Source organism: Chryseobacterium cheonjiense, from assembly GCF_012927265.1.
In the GTDB taxonomy this organism is placed as follows: domain Bacteria; phylum Bacteroidota; class Bacteroidia; order Flavobacteriales; family Weeksellaceae; genus Chryseobacterium; species Chryseobacterium cheonjiense.
The window spans coordinates 746,663-762,917 of the sequence record NZ_JABBGF010000001.1; the positions used below are offsets into that span (position 1 = coordinate 746,663).

A 16,255-nucleotide genomic window follows, 5' to 3' on the forward strand; every position below is an offset into this window, starting at 1 on the left:
TACATAAAAATTACAAAAATAATATCCGTACGGGATTTAAACTACATCACTATTTTCTTTTGCATGGAAGTTGATAATGTAAGAATGTTGATTTGATCTTGCGATTGGCTAAGTACCTTTTAAAATGTTCACAATCAATTTTATTAAAATTAAATGATAGTAATTCTTTCTAAAAGGCGAATTCATCATAGAGTAAGTCAAATTAAATAATTATTTTTGTTTAACAATTATTAAAAAAATATTAAAATATATGGCATCTGGCTTTTTTGCAATTTTGGATGATATCGCAGCACTGATGGATGATGTAGCGGTGACGAGTAAAATTGCAACTCAAAAAACAGCAGGAATCCTCGGGGATGACCTTGCGGTAAACGCTGAAAAGGCAACCGGCTTTCTTTCGTCACGCGAACTTCCGGTATTGTGGGCAATCACCAAAGGCTCTTTCCTTAATAAACTGATTATTCTTCCCATTGTATTTTTGCTGAATTGGCTGTATGCTCCGGCGATTAATTATGTTCTGATTCTGGGAGGACTGTATCTTTCCTTTGAAGGAATGGAAAAAATTATTGAATTTTTATTTCACCGCGACAAAAAAGGTCATGACGTAAAAGAAGAGATGGAAGATACAAAAGGGCAGAGCCCAGAAGAAATTGAAAAATCCAAAATAAAATCAGCCATTACCACAGACTTTATTTTATCCATTGAGATCGTTATCATTGCGCTCGGAACAGTATTGGAAGAGAGCCATCCTTTCATTACCCAGATTCTGGTCACCAGTCTGGTAGCATTTATCGCAACCGTAGGCGTATACGGAATTGTTGCGTTAATCGTAAGAATGGACGATGCCGGATTCAAATTGATCAAGAAAAGCAATGATAAAGGATTCTTTGGAAAGCTCGGTCATCTTTTGGTAAAAGCGTTACCGATCGTCATCAAAGCATTGGGAATCATCGGTACCATCGCTCTGATTCTTGTTGCGGGAGGTATTTTTGTCCACAGAATCGATTATTTTCATCACCTGTTTCCAACCTGGCCTTCTATTCTGAAAGAACTTGTCTTTGGTTTAAGTGGCGGATTGCTTGCGGTAGCTCTTTTTACAGCTGGTAAGGGGATTTATTCGCTGGCTTTTAAAAGGAATTAATTTATTTTTATAAATCATTTAGTTTCGGGGGGCGGCTTCGAAGAAGCCGCCCCCCGAAACTAAAAAAGAGGCTTTAAAGCCTCTTTTTATATTAATTGAATAAGTCTTTCACTTTATCAAAAAAAGTTTTTTCTTTTCCGGATGGTTCTGCAATCATTTCACCGCTGTCCATCTGTTTTTCAAAGAAGTCTTTCTGTTCTTTTGTCAGCTTCTGTGGTGTCCATACGTTGATATGGATAAACATATCACCCTTTCCATAGCTGTCAATGCTTGGTAGACCTTTGCCTGCCAGTCTCAGGATTTTGCCTGACTGTGTTCCGGCATCGATAGTGATCTTCACTTTTCCGCCAACGGTCGGTACTTCTTTTTTTGTTCCCAGAGCTGCTTCAGCAAAAGAAATATAAAGTTCCTGGTGAAGATTGTCTCCTTCTCTCTTGATAGTTTTATCAATTTCCTCTTCAATGATTACCAGAAGATCTCCCGGAATACCGCCAAAAGGCGCATCATTTCCTTTTCCTCTTACATTAAGCTGAATGCCGTCTCTTGCTCCGGCAGGAATATTGATCGTAACTTCCTCTTCATCTTTAACAAGACCCTGTGTATTAGCTCCGGCAGGAATTTTATCGGCAACTTTCCCGATTCCCTGACAGGTTCCGCAGGTAGTCTGCGTCTGCATCTGCCCGAACATCGTATTCATAACTTTCAGCTGAACTCCTGAACCTCCGCAGGTAGGACACGTTTTTGAAGTCGCCCCTTCAGCTAACTTCATTTTTTTTACCTTGATGGTCTTCTGTGTTCCATTTACCATTTCATCAAGATTCAGCTTGATTCGGATTCGTAAATTGGAACCTTTCACCTGCTGACGTCCTCCGCCACCGCCAAATCCGCCGAAACCACCTCCGAAAATATCCCCAAACTGACTGAAAATATCTTCCATGTTCATTCCACCACCAAAGCCGCCGCCTCCAAAACCTCCGTTTCCGCCCACTCCTGCATGACCGAACTGATCGTATCTCGCACGTTTCTGTTCGTCACTCAGCACTTCGTAAGCTTCAGCAGCCTCTTTGAACTTTTCTTCAGCCTCTTTGTCGCCCGGGTTTTTATCCGGGTGATATTTGATGGCCATTTTACGGTATGCTTTCTTTATCTCGTCGGCTGATGCAGATTTGCTGATCTCAAGAACCTCGTAATAATCTCTTTTTGACATCTCTTTTCTATAATTGATTATTGATAAATGATAATAGATATTTAAAATGGGTAAATAAATGAATATACATCAATTATCACTCATCATTTATCATTCATAAATTTTAATTTCCTGTAACTACTTTTGCAAAACGGATCACTTTATCTCCTAAAGTATATCCTGTTTCAATCACATCTACAATTTTACCTTTAAGATCTTCCGATGGTGCAGGTATTTGAGTGATTGCTTCATGGAAGTCCACATTAAAGTTGTCTCCTGCATTTACCTCCATTGCTTTTAGTCCTTTTTCGGTCAGTTTACTTTTAAATTTATTGTAGATCAGTTCAACGCCCTGAAGATCCGAAGGATTACCGTTTTTGGCAATTTCCTTTAAAGCTCTCTCAAAATCATCCAGAACGCCCAGCATGGAAACCATCATATCCTGATTGGCATACTGGAAAAATTCCATTTTTTCCTTTGATGTTCTTTTTTTATAGTTTTCGAATTCAGCGTACAGTCTGATGTAACGGTCTTTTTCCTCTGCCAAAAGTTCCTCCGCAGAAGGTTTTGCTGTCACATTGTCTTCTGATGCCGCTTCATTCTGAATATTCGTTTCTTCCTGATTATTGATGCTTTCTTCGTTGATATCCTGATTTTCCATAATTCAATATTTATTTGGGTTAGTATTGACAAACATTCTGCCAAAGGGGAAAGGGTGACATTTAGGCAGATATTGTGATTTAAATTCACAACTCACCATTGACTTTTTTAGGAGCTTTTTCGCGCTATCCACTCATACTCCTCGCGCAGCCGCATGTTTTCACTGCCAACGCGTGCTGTGGGGTATCCGTTACTATCGCGGCTAGGACAGTAGGCTTGGTGACTTCGGGAGCCTCAACCACTATTGAAATTGCAGTCTGTTTAAATCTATTATTTTAATAATTTAGTATAGCGAAATTCCCCTGCTCTGGAGGGGTGAATTCGACCAATGAGAGAAGACGGGGTGGTTTAAAATTAATTAAATAGAATGTTAATTGTAAAACTGAGAATTTTTAAATATAAAAAGTTCTTAACAAATTCACTTTAAACTCCTTCTCCGAAAAAAGTCTGATACAAAAGATAAACATTCAGGATTATAATAATAAAAGAAATAATCCAGACACAGATCTTTAAGAAAGGTTTATTCACAAACTCTCCCATTTTCGCTTTATCACTGGTAAACATTACTAAAGGTACCACCGCAAAGCTCAGCTGCATGGATAATATAACCTGGCTCAGCACCAGAAGATCCGTAGTGCCCTGCTCACCATACAGAATGGCTACAATCAGCGCCGGAATTACCGCTATTAACCTCGTGATAAGGCGCCGCAGCCAGGGTTTTAATTTAATATTCAGGAAACCTTCCATTACGATTTGCCCGGCAAGAGTTCCCGTTAAGGTAGAATTCTGTCCCGAAGCCAATAAAGCAATCGCGAAAACAATGCTTGCCATCGAAGCTCCTAAAATAGGGGTCAGTAATTTGTAAGCATCATGAATATCCGCTACATCATGATTTCCCGAAATGTGGAAGGTGGCCGCTGCCAGGATGAGAATGGCTCCATTGATAAAAAAAGCCAGCATTAAGGAAAAAGTACTGTCCAGCGTGGCAAATTTTATGGCTTCTTTTTTTCCTTTGGCATTTCTCGGGTAATCTCTTGTCTGAACAATGCTGCTGTGTAAATATAAATTATGAGGCATTACCGTAGCTCCCAGAATTCCTATAGCAATATAAAGCATCGCAGGATTCTGAATAATTTCCGCTTTAGGGACAAGGCCTCCCAGAAGTTCGTTAATGGCAGGTTTTGAAATAACAAGTTCATAGATAAAACAAGCAAGAATAATGAAGATAAGCCCTCCTACAATACTTTCGATCCAACGGAATCCTTTTGATTGAAGCAGGAGGATTATCAGTACATCGACAGTTGTTATTACAATCCCCCAGGTAAGAGGAATTTCAAAAAGAAGATTAAGTGCAATAGCCGAGCCTATCACTTCTGCGAGGTCACACGCTGCAATAGCAATTTCGCAGAATATCCATAATATGAAATTAGTGGTAGGACCGAAGTGGTCCCTGCATGCCTGAGCAAGATCTCTCTCTGCAACAACACCCAATTTCACCGATAAATGCTGCAAAACCATTGCAAAAATATTTGAAATCAGAATCACCGAAAGAAGGGTATATCCAAACTGCGCTCCTCCCGCAATATCGGTTGCCCAGTTTCCAGGATCCATATATCCAACTGCAACCATTAGCCCAGGACCCGCAAAAGCCAGGTATTTTCTCCAGAAACTTCCGTTTTGAGGAACTTTTACCGAAGAATAGACTTCAGACAATGAATTGGATGTTTTATCTCTACGCCAGGCGTTTTTTAAATTCAGCTTCATAAATGTTAGGAATGACTAACAAATGTAATTAAATAAATGAAAACTACAAAATCATAAATAAAAATCCCGAAATACTTCGGGACTTATAAATATTTTATATTAAGGTTATTTTGCAAACCTTACTGCCATTTTACGGTCAACGGCTCTTTCAGCATCAGAAGCGGACGCATCAACGGTTGCAAACTCACTTCCGTATCCGTCTGCCCCGGTAATTTGTGATCCTACTCCTTGTTTATCCAGCCATGATCTTATAAATTTTGCACGATCGTCAGATAATTTTTGGTTAGTGTTTTCATCTCCGGTTTTGTCCGTGTAACCTCCTATTTTAACCTTAACATCAGAATATGCTTTTAAAATAGCTACCAGATTTTGAAGTTGCCCTTCAGATCCTGCTTCAAGCTCGTTGGCGCTTCCCATTTTAAAATTTACATGGTCAAAATTATACCACGTATCTTTTAATGCGTCATCATTTTGTGCATTTTTATAACCGTCAGACTTTAGGAAAGCAATCATACGATCTTCCATACCGCCTTTGTAGCCTTTTAACGGAGTACCGTTTAAATCAATATCTTCATCTACCTTAGTTGACGACATATCTGCTGCTGCATTGTTAACAGTGGTTGTAGCTGTATCGGTAACTACTTCTCCCGAGTCAGTTACAATGGTAGTCGTTGTAGTTTCTTTCTCCTCGCACTGTCTCCAGATGAAATAAGCTGCGGCGATCAGCAATAAAAGAGGCAGGAGCCATTTCCAGATAGATCCGTCCTTATCTTTATTCCTGTCAGGAAAAGTTCCGTTAAGGGTGGTGCTTCTTGTAACTTCAGGCTTTGGTTCTTCCTGAGCAGGCATATTGATGGCATCTCTGTCATTATCAAATTTATATCTTGCATCCCAGTCGCCCATACTTAAAGAAGCGAAAGAAAGACCTGCCGGTAATAATGTAGAAACAACTCCCTGCTGATCATTAAGAAGACCTGAAATTCCTGCTTTATCCAGATTATTATCTATAGCATATCTGCTGATGGTGCCCACTGTTGCTCCGGTAACCAGATTCAAAAGAGAATTTGAAGAATTATTACTGATTCCGGCGTATGTAGCAACAGAATTAATCAATCCGTTCAGCTTATCGCCGAATATCTGTGTAAGTACACTGGCAATCGATGAATTATTTGAGGAATTTCCTGAGAGGTTATTCAGGATATCCGGTGAAGAGGAATTCATGATAGCATCCAATACTAAAGGATTATCAGAGTTATTGGCCAGTCCGCCTACTACAGCAGGCAGCATTCCTCCGATCGCTTTTGAAATTCCGGATTCGCTTTCACCGTACTGTGAAGCAGCGTGGGTTACGAAAGCCGGTCCCAGCTGTCCTTTAATAAGATCAATAATGTTTAGAGACATAGTAAATTATTTTGAGATTAATGTTGTAGAATGCTATCAAAAACTCGTCCAAAAGGCTGTGATAAAAAAAAATCAGCAAAAATCCATCGGATTTTTGCTGATTCAAAATCTTATTTAAGATAAGTTAGTATGCTTTTGCAAACAGAACTCTTCTTTTTGAAGGTTTTCCGGAAATTAGAGAAACTCCCTCTTCGATATCATCATCCAAAGGAATACATCTTATGGTTGCTTTAGTCTCTTCCTTGATCTGTTCTTCTTCCTCTGCAGTGCCGTCCCAGTGTGCATATATAAATCCGCCTTTTTCTTCCAGAACTTTTTTGAATTCATCATAAGAATCAACTTTTGTTATGTTGTTCTTTCTGAATTCAAAAGCTTTGTTGTAAATATCCTTTTGAATAGTTTTCAATAATTCTTCAATGTAAGAATCTAAACCGTCAATAGACCGTACTTCTTTCGTAAGGTTATCTCTTCTTGCGATTTCCACAGATCTGTTTTCCAGGTCTCTTGGTCCCATTGCAATTCTTACAGGAACACCTTTCAGTTCATATTCTGCAAATTTCCATCCCGGCTTATTCTGCGTATCGTTATCAAATTTCACGGAAATTCCTTTCGCTCTTAATTTAGCCTGAATATCTAAAGCAACTTCACTGATTTGCTCCAGCTGCTCTTCTCCTTTAAAGATAGGAACAATAACAACCTGAATTGGCGCTAGAGTAGGAGGAAGTACCAATCCGAAATCGTCAGAATGAGTCATGATCAATGCCCCCATAAGACGTGTTGAAGTTCCCCATGAGGTTGCCCATGCGTGCTCAATTTTACCTTCTTTGTTAGTGAATTTTACATCAAAAGCTTTAGCGAAATTCTGACCTAAAAAGTGGGATGTTCCCGCTTGTAAGGCTTTCCCGTCCTGCATTAATGCTTCTATACAATAGGTTTCATCAGCTCCGGCAAATCTTTCGGAAGGTGTTTTTAATCCCTGAATGACAGGTATTGCCATAAAGTTTTCTGCAAAATCAGCATATACTTTATTCATTTTTTCAGCCTCTTCAATCGCCTCATCTTTTGTGGCGTGAGCGGTGTGTCCTTCCTGCCAAAGAAACTCAGCAGTTCTAAGGAAAAGACGTGTTCTCATTTCCCAACGTACAACATTCGCCCATTGGTTAATCAATATCGGTAAATCTCTGTAAGACTGAATCCAGTTTTTATATGTACTCCAAATGATCGCTTCGGATGTAGGACGTACAATCAGTTCCTCTTCAAGCTTAGCATCAGGATCTACAATAAGTTTGGAAGGATTATTAGGGTCTGTTTTTAATCTGTAGTGTGTAACAACAGCACATTCTTTGGCAAAACCTTCTGCATTCTTTTCTTCGGCTTCAAACAAACTCTTGGGCACAAAAAGCGGGAAATATGCATTAACGTGACCTGTCTCCTTGAATTTTTTATCCATTTCGTCACGCATTTTCTCCCAGATTGCATAGCCATATGGTTTGATCACCATGCATCCTCTTACTCCTGAGTTTTCAGCTAAATCGGCTTTTACAACCAACTCGTTATACCATTTGCTGTAATCTTCGCTTCTTGAGGTTAATTTTGCCATTAATTTTTTTTTAATTTTTTTAACTTTTCGCTATTATTGTTATCTAAAAATAAAAATCTATTTTTGATAGATTTTTGTACCTCTGGTGATGGTACATTTTTGGTACATTTTGCAAATATAATTTAAATAAAAAATTTTTACGTTATCATGAAAAGAAATATACATAAAAATTTGCTTGGTGCAATAAAGTCCAAAGGGATTTTGGCGGTGGCAGGCGGATTATTACTTGTGTCCTGCGGCGCCCAGATGGGTGGATACAGCGAGACAGATGGCGTTTATTACGACCCAAATAAAGATACCCTTCCGGAGGGAGTTATTATTAACGACAGCGGAAACAGAGTAGGACAGGATTATAACTATTATCAGGATGATTCCAATCTTATTCAAAATGCACAGACAAATGCGAGAACAGGCCGTTATGAAGACTGGAATAACTACAACTGGAATTCTACGGCAACTGATTCAGACTGGGGAATGTATGCAGGAAGCCAGACCAACTACTACGATAATTCGTGGGGCTGGGGTGGCTGGTACGGAGGCTATAATCCGTATTGGGGCTACGGCGGCGGCTGGGGCATCGGACTTTCATGGGGAGGCTCATGGGGTTGGGGCGGCGGCTGGAATATGGGCTGGGGATACTCACCTTACTGGGGTTATAATCCTTACTGGGGATGGGGAGGATATCCGTACTGGGGCTATGGCGGCTACTGGGGAGGTAACTATTACGCACCTTATTACAGAAGAAGCAGTGCAGACGGAAGAGGATTTAATACCTACAACGGAAGTTTTGCCAATAAATATGGGGTAACCAGCTCAGGAGGCTTCAGAAGAAGCAATACTGGTACCACTACAGGAGGGTTCAGAGATAGTTCAAATAATGGCGGTTTCAGAGGGACTGGCAACAATGGTGGTTTCAGACAAGGAAATACTGCTAATGGAGGATTTAGAGGTCAAAATGGTGTAAGACCTCAAGGTGGATTCCGTAGTCAGGGGCAGCCGAGACCAAATTACAATTATCAACAGCCATCTCAACCTAGAAATGACGGCGGCTTCAGAAATAACGGCGGTTACAATAATTCCAACAGTGGAGGCGGCTTCCGGTCAGGAGGCGGTGGTTTCGGTGGCGGAAGCGGCGGCGGTGGTTTCAGATCCGGTGGCGGCGGAGGCGGTGGCTTCCGAGGTGGCAGATAATTTAAATTAAAACTATTCAAAAAATAATGTTAAAAAAATCTTTAGCAATAATGAGTATTTCTGCTGCATTTTTTGCGCAGGCTCAAGATGTTTCAGTGATAAGAAATACGGTGGACGTTTATTCTAATGCACTGAATGTAGGTTCAGCGAAATTTAATGCCATGGCCGGATCCAACGGAGCTTTAGGAGGGGATGCGAATTCTCTTCTTACCAACCCAGCCGGTTTAGGAGTTGCTATTTCAGGGGAAGTTTCGGGAACGCTTTCTATCACGAGCAATAAAAATACATCATCTTATGCCGGATCATCTTACGGATACACAATCAATAAAGGTGATCTTGGAAATATAGGAGCAGTAATGACTTTTCAGTTGATGACAGAAAGTGCATGGAAGTTTATCAATATCGGGGTGAACTATTCGAATCAGTCAATAGATAATTATATTGAAACTCCGGGAAATGCTAATTTGGTTTATGAATTTCCTGATACATCACTTTCTTCATTTGGAAGACATGCTTATGACCGGTACGGTTATATGTCTAAAACAAGTTTTGGTGTAGGAGCAAATTATAACAATAATCTATACCTTGGAGCCGGATTGAACTTCTTCAATTCATCAATTGATCAGTCTGATACGGCTATTTTCAACTCTTTAGCAAACGGAAGCTCAGAATATTTCAGTAAGCAGAACACTCCTTTTTATGAAAGGGGGAATGGTTTCTCAGCCTCACTTGGGGTAATCGGAAAATTAAGCCCGAATTTCAGATTGGGTGCATCAGTTGAAACACCTACTTTTTGGAATATTGACAGAAGCTATAATTTCTACAACGACCCGATTTACGGAGATGATTATGCTGTTGAAGACAGAAAGCTGACATCACCTATGAAAGCTACTGTAAGTGCTGCTTTTATCGCCAGCAAAAGTTTTGCTTTAAATGTTGATTATACTTTAGGTCTTACGAAACCTAAATACAAAGTATACGGAGATGCAGAATCTGAACTTAACGATTTCTTTAAGGACAATTATAAAAATCTTTCAGAATTAAAAATCGGAGCAGAATACCGAATTAAACAGTTCAGATTAAGAGGCGGTTATGCTTATTCTTCAAGCCCGTTTGATGCTGTTGCTACTGACAGATATACCAATGATGGTGGCATAGCAGCAGCATATTCCGATAACAAACTTATACTTAATGACAGAAATGCACTTTCAGTAGGTTTAGGATATGATTTCAAATCTTTTTATATTGATGCATCTTATCAGAATATAACTTCAAAGTACAGCAATCCGTTTTTGTATGGTGTTGTTGATAACAATTATGAAGCGGGATACTATTCTCCGAACCGTCTGATTACAAGTGATGCGTATGCAGTATCCGATGTGAAAAACGTAAGAAATAATTTCTTTATTACGTTCGGATGGAAATTCTAAGATAAATAGTACAATCAGATAAAAAAAGCTTCGGAAATTTTTCGAAGCTTTTTATTTTATCTAAAAAAATAATTTTTTAATGATGGTGTTCCAAATGAGAATGATCATGGAAAAGATGCATTACCAAAGCTAATGAAACGCCCAGAATAACAAGACCGATCTTTAACCAGTCTATATTATGGTTTTTATTGCTTTCAAAAATAATGACGGAAGAAATATGCAGGAATATTCCTCCTACAATTGCCAGAAAATAAGGCTGTAAATCTGGGTTAAAATAATTCCCCAACAACATTCCCATGGGTGAAGCTAGTGCAAACAGCGCCACAATCAGAAGAGAAGGATATGATGGTGCAGATTTGGATTCATGTTTTCTGTTAAATAAAAAAGCTCCCAAAATAAAAGAGATCGGAAGGTTATGAAAAACAATTCCCCAGAGATAAGGTGAAAGCTCATGTTCTTCACTGGCAAGAGGAATTCCCTCAATAAATGCATGAATGAATAGTCCCACCATTAAAGCCGCCGGAAGAATGTTATGATCGCTGTGATGATGGAAATGACCATGCTCAAAACCTTTGGTCAGAGCTTCCAGGATCATCTGCAATAAAACCCCGATGATTACGAAGATTCCAAGGCTGCTTCCTGTTTCTGCAGCATATACCTGCGGAAAAACTTCATTAAGGCAAATGGTAATAAGAAATCCCGCACTTAATATCAATAAGTTTTTGGCCAGTTTTTCCTTTTTGCCGAAATGTTTTCCCAGAAAAACCCCGGAAATAACACTTAAAATAAGTAAAAGAGCAGTTATCATTTTTTCTTAAATAAATTAATACAACGGGACGAATTTTCTTTGTCAAATGCATTCAGCTGATAATCTCCCCAGATTTTAACTCTTTCAAAACCACACTCCTCGGCGTACATATTGATCGTTTCCCGCGTGTGAAGTTTTACTTTTTCAAAAAAATGAAAAGGCTTTCCATCGTCTTCAAACCGGATATCTTTAATCACATGTCTGCCTTCTATCTTCTTGGTAATTTTAAACTCAATATCTCCGCGTATTAGGGTCGACTCGGGAACGATATTTTTTCGTACAAATTCTTCATTCAGATAATCAAGAACAAAAAAACCGCCGGGTTTCAAAACGTCATACACCGATTGAAAGACTTTTTTGTCATCACTTTCATTATCGAAATACCCAAAGCTTGTAAAAAGATTGAATACGGCATCCTTAGGATCTGCATCGATGGGATTTCTCATATCATGAACACCAAATACTAATGTTTCGTTTTCAAACTGTTTGTCAAACTCAATACTTTTTCTTGAGAGATCGAGCCCCAGAACATTAAATCCTAATTTATTGAGAAAAACAGAATGTCTTCCCTTTCCGCAGGCAAGGTCGATAATCTTGGCATTTGGCGGTAACTGAAGGTCAGCCGTAAGTTTTGTGATGAAGTTTTCTGCTTCCGTATAATCTCTGTTACTGTAAAGCAAATGATAATAAGGGGTATCAAACCAAGATTCAAACCATTCCATAATGCAAAAATAACTAAATTTGTGCGGTAAAAGGAAAAAGTATTTAACATTGAAAGATTGAAACATTCAATGATGCAATAATCAGAATACCTAATCTTTTAATTCTTAAATATTTAAACTTTTAATAATAAGATATGGACATAGAAAATATAGAAATTCAGATAAAAACATTTTTCGGATTAGAACAGGTTTTAGCAGAGGAAATTAAAAAACTTGGCGGAAGAAAGGTGGAAGTGAAGAATAGGGCCGTTAACTGCGAAGGTGACCTCGGTTTTTTATACAAAATAAACTATTCTGCAAGAACAGCGTTGAAAATTTTGGTTCCGATTCATGAATTTAAAGCGTTTAATCAACATCAGTTCTATGACAGGCTTTTTAAATTCAATTGGGAAGAATTTATGGATGTTGAGCAGTCGTTTGCAATTGATTCTACGGTTAATTCGGAGACGTTTAAGCATTCACAATTTGTCACCCTGAAAATGAAAGATGCGATTGTTGATTATTTCCAGGACAAATTTAAAAGACGTCCGAATGTTGAAACGAGAAATCCGGATATTAAATTCCATCTACATATTGACCGGGAGCTGATTACTATTTCACTTGATTCATCCGGAGATCCTCTGTTTAAAAGAGGTTACAGAAGAGAGCAGGGTGAGGCACCCATCAATGAAGTGTTGGCAAGCGGAATGCTTCAGTTGGCAGGATGGGACGGAAAAGGAAATTTCCTTGATCCGATGTGCGGTTCCGGGACGCTCTTGATCGAAGCAGCAATGATTGCTATGGATCTTCCGGCACAGATTTTCAGAAAAAGATTTGCTTTCCAGAACTGGAAAAATTACGATGCAGATTTATTTTCCAAAATAAAAGAATTCAGGGTCAACAGGATTAAAGAATTTGCCGGAAAGATTGTAGGATATGATATTGACGCCAGAATGTTGAATGCCGCGAGAATTAACATTGAAGCCGCAGAGATGGAAGACGTTATCGAAGTGAAAAAGCAGAATTTCTTTGATTCTAAAAAAGAGCTTTTCCCGTTACTGATGGTTTTCAATCCGCCTTATGATGAAAGGATTTCCATTAATGATGACGATTTTTATAAGAAAATAGGCGACACTTTTAAAACAAATTATCCGAATACTTTAGCCTGGCTGATCTCTTCCGATCTGGAAGCCGTAAAGAAAATAGGTCTTCGGCCATCCAGAAAAATCAAACTGTTCAACGGGAAACTGGAAACACGTTTTTTACAGTATGAAATGTACGAAGGAACAAAGAAAGTCCACAAGCTGGAAAATTAATAATAAAACATCCCGAAAAGTAAAACTTTTCGGGATGTTTTTTGCTTGCTTAGCTGTTTTTCTAAAGGTTATTTTTCCACAACTGGGTAAAAGATATAAAATCTGCAACGCTCAGTTCCTCCGCTCTTTTATCCATAAATTCATGGGTTTTTAACGCTTCAGGAATATTCAGTACTTTCAGGGCATTCGATAATTTCTTTCTTCGCTGGTTGAATCCTGCTTTCACGATTTGCTTAAACAATACCTCATTTCCTGCGAGACCTTCTTTAGGATTTCTCGTCAGGCGGATAACTCCTGATTTTACTTTGGGAGGCGGATTGAACACATTTTCATGAACTGTGAACAAGTATGCAGTATCATAATAGGCCTGTATTAAAACAGTAAGGATTCCGTAATCTTTGGTTCTCGGTACAGCAGCAGTTCTTTCAGCTACTTCTTTCTGGAACATGCCTACCATTTCAGGAATCAGTTCGTAATGATCCACAATCTGGAACAGGATCTGCGAAGAAATATTATACGGAAAATTCCCGATAATAGCGATTTGCTCACCTTTGGTAAATTGAAAATCCTGTTTCAGGAAATCACCTACAAAAGTTTCTTCCGTAACTTTATCGTAATTGTTTTTAAGATATTCAATAGATTCATTATCGATTTCCGCGAGGTAGATATGCTGGTCTTTTTCCAGCAGATATTTGGTAAGAACTCCCATTCCCGGTCCTACTTCCATGGTATTTTTATAGCCTTCAAAACTCAGACCTTCCACGATTTTTCTTGCGATGTTTTCATCTGTCAGAAAGTGCTGACCAAGATGCTTTTTTGCTTTTACACTCAATGTTTTTTATGATTTTATTAACAGTGATTTTCTCTTTTTCGTTCCCAAATTTCGGAAGTTTTTTTCTATTTTAGCCAAAAATTTTAATATTAATGGCTAAATCTGTAGAGGAGTTTAATAAGAAAAGGCTTAGGTCTAGCAATATTACAGTCGTAATAAGTATTGCCTTAGTGTTATTTTTATTGGGATTAATGGGGCTTATTTTAATCAATGCCCAGAAATATTCCGATTATATCAAAGAGCAGCTCGTTGTCAATGCGTACTTTGCTGAAAATTATAACGCTAAAGATTCTGTAAAGATTGCGAAAATGGAAGCTGAGGTTTTCAAGGAAATTCAGACACTTGCCCCGGTGAAAAAGGCAACTTATATTTCACGGGAAATGGCATCTCAGGAAGCTAAAAAAAGCATGGGTATTGATACTGATGCACTTTTCGAAGAAAATATCTTTCCTTCATCTATAGAAATTGCCCTTAAACCGGAATATGTAGATCCTGCCAAAATTGATCAGGCTCTAAAGGTGATTAAAGCCGTTCCGGGAATTGCTGAAGTGAAAAACGACAGCACCCTGATGGTGGATGTTTACAATAACCTGAGCAGAATTTTAAAGTGGATCTTAGGTTTTTCCATTCTGTTCTTGATTCTGGCGGTTGTATTGATTAACAACTCGATCCGTCTGAAGATATTCTCCAAAAGATTTATTATCAAGACTATGCAGCTTGTTGGGGCCAAAAGAAGATTTATTCTTAAACCTTTCATCATTGAAGCAGTGATTCTGGGAGCCATTGGTTCCTTAATCGGACTTCTGGCGCTGTTTGGAGTTTGGTATTACTTTACAAGCCAGATCGGTTCTGCCTTTGTACAGGACAATAACCAGTATTTCTGGCTGGTGTTACTGGTAATTGGAGTGGGAATATTCATTACCGTGCTGAGTACCGTGATTGCTACCTGGAGATTCTTAAGATCAAACGTTGACGATTTATATTATTCTTAAAATGAGCAAAAAAACAAATAAATTTTCCGCAGACGACTTCGGAAATGAGCCTAATGAAGTTCCTCAGGAAAATACCTTTTATTTCAGAAAGGAAAACTTTAAGTGGATGCTGATAGGTCTGGCATTTATCATCGTAGGTTTTCTTCTGATGATGGGGTCTGATGCCAATACGGTAGATGGGAAATTTGACCCGAATTCCTGGAACGACGGGATATTTTCTATCCGAAGAATCAGAATTGCACCTCTGTTTGTGGTGATTGGTTTTGCCATCGAAGTATATGCGATTTTAAAAAGAAAATAAACAATATTTTACATGTTAGCTTTGTCAGAGTTTAAAAACTTTGACAAAGTTTTTTTTGATAAATACAGAAAATTATGGATTTAATCAAAGCAATAATCATTGCGATTATCGAAGGATTAACAGAATATCTCCCGATTTCTTCAACGGCACATATGGGATTTACGGCCAGTTTAATGGGTTTGCCCGAAGATGAATTTTTAAAAATGTTCCAGGTTTCCATTCAGTTTGGGGCGATACTTTCCGTGGTCGTTGCCTACTGGAAAAAGTTTTTTGATCTTAAAAATTTACAGTTTTATTTCAAACTCGCTTTTGCAGTGATTCCTGCTCTTGTGCTGGGTTATCTGTTTGACGATAAAATTGAAGCTGTGCTGGACAACCAGATTGCAATCTCTTCAGTTTTAGTATTGGGTGGAGTTGTTCTTTTATTTGCAGATCGATGGTTTAAAAATCCTAAAATTGACGATGAAAAAGGGATTACCATAAAGAAAGCGGTTACCATCGGCTTTTGGCAATGTCTTGCCATGATGCCGGGAACCAGCCGTAGTGCAGCCTCTATTATTGGAGGGATGACTCAGGGCTTAACGAGAAAGGCTGCTGCAGAATTTTCCTTTTTTCTTGCCGTTCCAACAATGTTGGCGGTTACGGTATATTCTGTTTTTGTAAAAACGTGGGGAAAAGAAACGGCAAATCCACAGAAAGGATATGAGATGATCATGTCTTCACAGGACCATATGATCATTTTTGTTGTCGGGAATATTGTCGCTTTTATTGTTGCGTTAATTGCGATTAAAGCATTCATCGGTGTTTTGAATAAATATGGTTTCAAGCCGTGGGGCTGGTACCGTATCTTCGTTGGCGTGGCTTTACTGATTTATTTTTATTTTTTTAAATAAATTCTTCATTACTTATTCCCCATTACTCATTATCATTCG

15 protein-coding genes are annotated in these 16,255 nt (G+C 38.6%); 7 read left to right on the top strand and 8 right to left on the bottom strand.

All coding sequences use genetic code 11. From position 1 onward, the window contains the following. Positions 1 to 250 precede the first annotated feature (250 nt). Positions 251 to 1,141, top strand: coding sequence for a DUF808 domain-containing protein (locus HHL20_RS03500; RefSeq protein ID WP_169229795.1), 891 nt, complete (start codon positions 251 to 253; stop codon positions 1,139 to 1,141). A gap of 91 nt (positions 1,142 to 1,232) precedes the next feature. Here HHL20_RS03500 and dnaJ read toward each other — a convergent pair whose 3' ends face one another. The 5 genes from dnaJ to proS form a co-directional block, all read right to left on the bottom strand. Then, positions 1,233 to 2,348, bottom strand: a complete 1,116-nt coding sequence (dnaJ, locus tag HHL20_RS03505) for a molecular chaperone DnaJ (RefSeq protein ID WP_169229796.1) — start codon at positions 2,346 to 2,348, stop codon at positions 1,233 to 1,235. A 103-nt stretch (positions 2,349 to 2,451) separates the two neighbouring features. After that, on the bottom strand, positions 2,452 to 2,988 hold the full coding sequence (locus HHL20_RS03510) for a nucleotide exchange factor GrpE (RefSeq protein ID WP_169229797.1): 537 nt from the start codon (positions 2,986 to 2,988) through the stop codon (positions 2,452 to 2,454). A 422-nt stretch (positions 2,989 to 3,410) separates the two neighbouring features. Next, positions 3,411 to 4,751, bottom strand: a complete 1,341-nt coding sequence (locus tag HHL20_RS03515) for an Nramp family divalent metal transporter (RefSeq protein ID WP_169229798.1) — start codon at positions 4,749 to 4,751, stop codon at positions 3,411 to 3,413. Between the two features lie 105 nt (positions 4,752 to 4,856). Beyond that, the gene (locus HHL20_RS03520) at positions 4,857 to 6,152 is read right to left on the bottom strand and encodes an OmpA family protein (RefSeq protein ID WP_169229799.1); all 1,296 of its coding nucleotides are present in this window, start codon (positions 6,150 to 6,152) and stop codon (positions 4,857 to 4,859) included. A 124-nt stretch (positions 6,153 to 6,276) separates the two neighbouring features. Further along, on the bottom strand, positions 6,277 to 7,752 hold the full coding sequence (gene proS, locus HHL20_RS03525) for a proline--tRNA ligase (RefSeq protein ID WP_169229800.1): 1,476 nt from the start codon (positions 7,750 to 7,752) through the stop codon (positions 6,277 to 6,279). 147 nt (positions 7,753 to 7,899) lie between these two features. Here proS and HHL20_RS03530 point away from each other — a divergent pair, with 147 nt between their 5' ends. After that, the gene (locus HHL20_RS03530; RefSeq protein WP_169229801.1) at positions 7,900 to 8,943 is read left to right on the top strand and encodes a prolyl-tRNA synthetase; all 1,044 of its coding nucleotides are present in this window, start codon (positions 7,900 to 7,902) and stop codon (positions 8,941 to 8,943) included. A 50-nt stretch (positions 8,944 to 8,993) separates the two neighbouring features. Continuing rightward, entirely contained in the window at positions 8,994 to 10,373 is a 1,380-nt protein-coding gene (locus tag HHL20_RS03535; RefSeq protein ID WP_228463080.1) for an OmpP1/FadL family transporter, read from the top strand. A 76-nt stretch (positions 10,374 to 10,449) separates the two neighbouring features. Here HHL20_RS03535 and HHL20_RS03540 read toward each other — a convergent pair whose 3' ends face one another. Together HHL20_RS03540 and HHL20_RS03545 are read right to left on the bottom strand one after the other, a co-directional pair. Next, positions 10,450 to 11,178, bottom strand: a complete 729-nt coding sequence (locus tag HHL20_RS03540; protein WP_169231107.1) for a ZIP family metal transporter — start codon at positions 11,176 to 11,178, stop codon at positions 10,450 to 10,452. Then, the gene (locus tag HHL20_RS03545; protein ID WP_169229803.1) at positions 11,178 to 11,903 is read right to left on the bottom strand and encodes a class I SAM-dependent methyltransferase; all 726 of its coding nucleotides are present in this window, start codon (positions 11,901 to 11,903) and stop codon (positions 11,178 to 11,180) included. The genes HHL20_RS03540 and HHL20_RS03545 overlap by 1 nt, the downstream gene beginning before the upstream one ends. A gap of 134 nt (positions 11,904 to 12,037) precedes the next feature. Between HHL20_RS03545 and HHL20_RS03550 the strand changes: the two genes are divergently transcribed. Continuing rightward, a complete protein-coding gene (locus tag HHL20_RS03550; protein ID WP_169229804.1) occupies positions 12,038 to 13,198 on the top strand; it encodes a THUMP domain-containing class I SAM-dependent RNA methyltransferase in 1,161 nt (386 codons plus the stop codon). Positions 13,199 to 13,259: 61 nt separating this feature from the next. Here the strand turns inward: HHL20_RS03550 and rsmA are convergent, their stop codons facing one another. Further along, complete coding sequence (gene rsmA / locus HHL20_RS03555; protein WP_169229805.1) at positions 13,260 to 14,030, bottom strand: 16S rRNA (adenine(1518)-N(6)/adenine(1519)-N(6))-dimethyltransferase RsmA; 771 nt, start codon at positions 14,028 to 14,030, stop codon at positions 13,260 to 13,262. A gap of 92 nt (positions 14,031 to 14,122) precedes the next feature. Here rsmA and HHL20_RS03560 point away from each other — a divergent pair, with 92 nt between their 5' ends. From HHL20_RS03560 to HHL20_RS03570, 3 genes are all read left to right on the top strand, one after another. Beyond that, complete coding sequence (locus tag HHL20_RS03560) at positions 14,123 to 15,022, top strand: cell division protein FtsX (protein ID WP_169229806.1); 900 nt, start codon at positions 14,123 to 14,125, stop codon at positions 15,020 to 15,022. 1 nt (position 15,023) lies between these two features. After that, complete coding sequence (locus tag HHL20_RS03565; RefSeq protein ID WP_169229807.1) at positions 15,024 to 15,323, top strand: DUF3098 domain-containing protein; 300 nt, start codon at positions 15,024 to 15,026, stop codon at positions 15,321 to 15,323. A 74-nt stretch (positions 15,324 to 15,397) separates the two neighbouring features. Further along, positions 15,398 to 16,216 (top strand): undecaprenyl-diphosphate phosphatase, encoded by an 819-nt coding sequence (locus HHL20_RS03570; protein WP_169229808.1) that lies wholly within the window; start codon positions 15,398 to 15,400, stop codon positions 16,214 to 16,216. The last annotated feature ends 39 nt before the right edge of the window (positions 16,217 to 16,255 follow it).

Coding starts and splice junctions, on each gene's coding strand:
- HHL20_RS03570 (WP_169229808.1), top strand. CDS start 15,398: ATGGATTTAATCAAAGCAATAATCATTGCGATTATCGAAGGATTAACA.
- HHL20_RS03545 (WP_169229803.1), bottom strand. CDS start 11,903: ATGGAATGGTTTGAATCTTGGTTTGATACCCCTTATTATCATTTGCTT.
- HHL20_RS03535 (WP_228463080.1), top strand. CDS start 8,994: ATGAGTATTTCTGCTGCATTTTTTGCGCAGGCTCAAGATGTTTCAGTG.
- HHL20_RS03560 (WP_169229806.1), top strand. CDS start 14,123: ATGGCTAAATCTGTAGAGGAGTTTAATAAGAAAAGGCTTAGGTCTAGC.
- dnaJ (WP_169229796.1), bottom strand. CDS start 2,348: ATGTCAAAAAGAGATTATTACGAGGTTCTTGAGATCAGCAAATCTGCA.
- HHL20_RS03530 (WP_169229801.1), top strand. CDS start 7,900: ATGAAAAGAAATATACATAAAAATTTGCTTGGTGCAATAAAGTCCAAA.
- HHL20_RS03515 (WP_169229798.1), bottom strand. CDS start 4,751: ATGAAGCTGAATTTAAAAAACGCCTGGCGTAGAGATAAAACATCCAAT.
- proS (WP_169229800.1), bottom strand. CDS start 7,752: ATGGCAAAATTAACCTCAAGAAGCGAAGATTACAGCAAATGGTATAAC.
- HHL20_RS03510 (WP_169229797.1), bottom strand. CDS start 2,988: ATGGAAAATCAGGATATCAACGAAGAAAGCATCAATAATCAGGAAGAA.
- HHL20_RS03550 (WP_169229804.1), top strand. CDS start 12,038: ATGGACATAGAAAATATAGAAATTCAGATAAAAACATTTTTCGGATTA.
- HHL20_RS03565 (WP_169229807.1), top strand. CDS start 15,024: ATGAGCAAAAAAACAAATAAATTTTCCGCAGACGACTTCGGAAATGAG.
- HHL20_RS03500 (WP_169229795.1), top strand. CDS start 251: ATGGCATCTGGCTTTTTTGCAATTTTGGATGATATCGCAGCACTGATG.
- HHL20_RS03520 (WP_169229799.1), bottom strand. CDS start 6,152: ATGTCTCTAAACATTATTGATCTTATTAAAGGACAGCTGGGACCGGCT.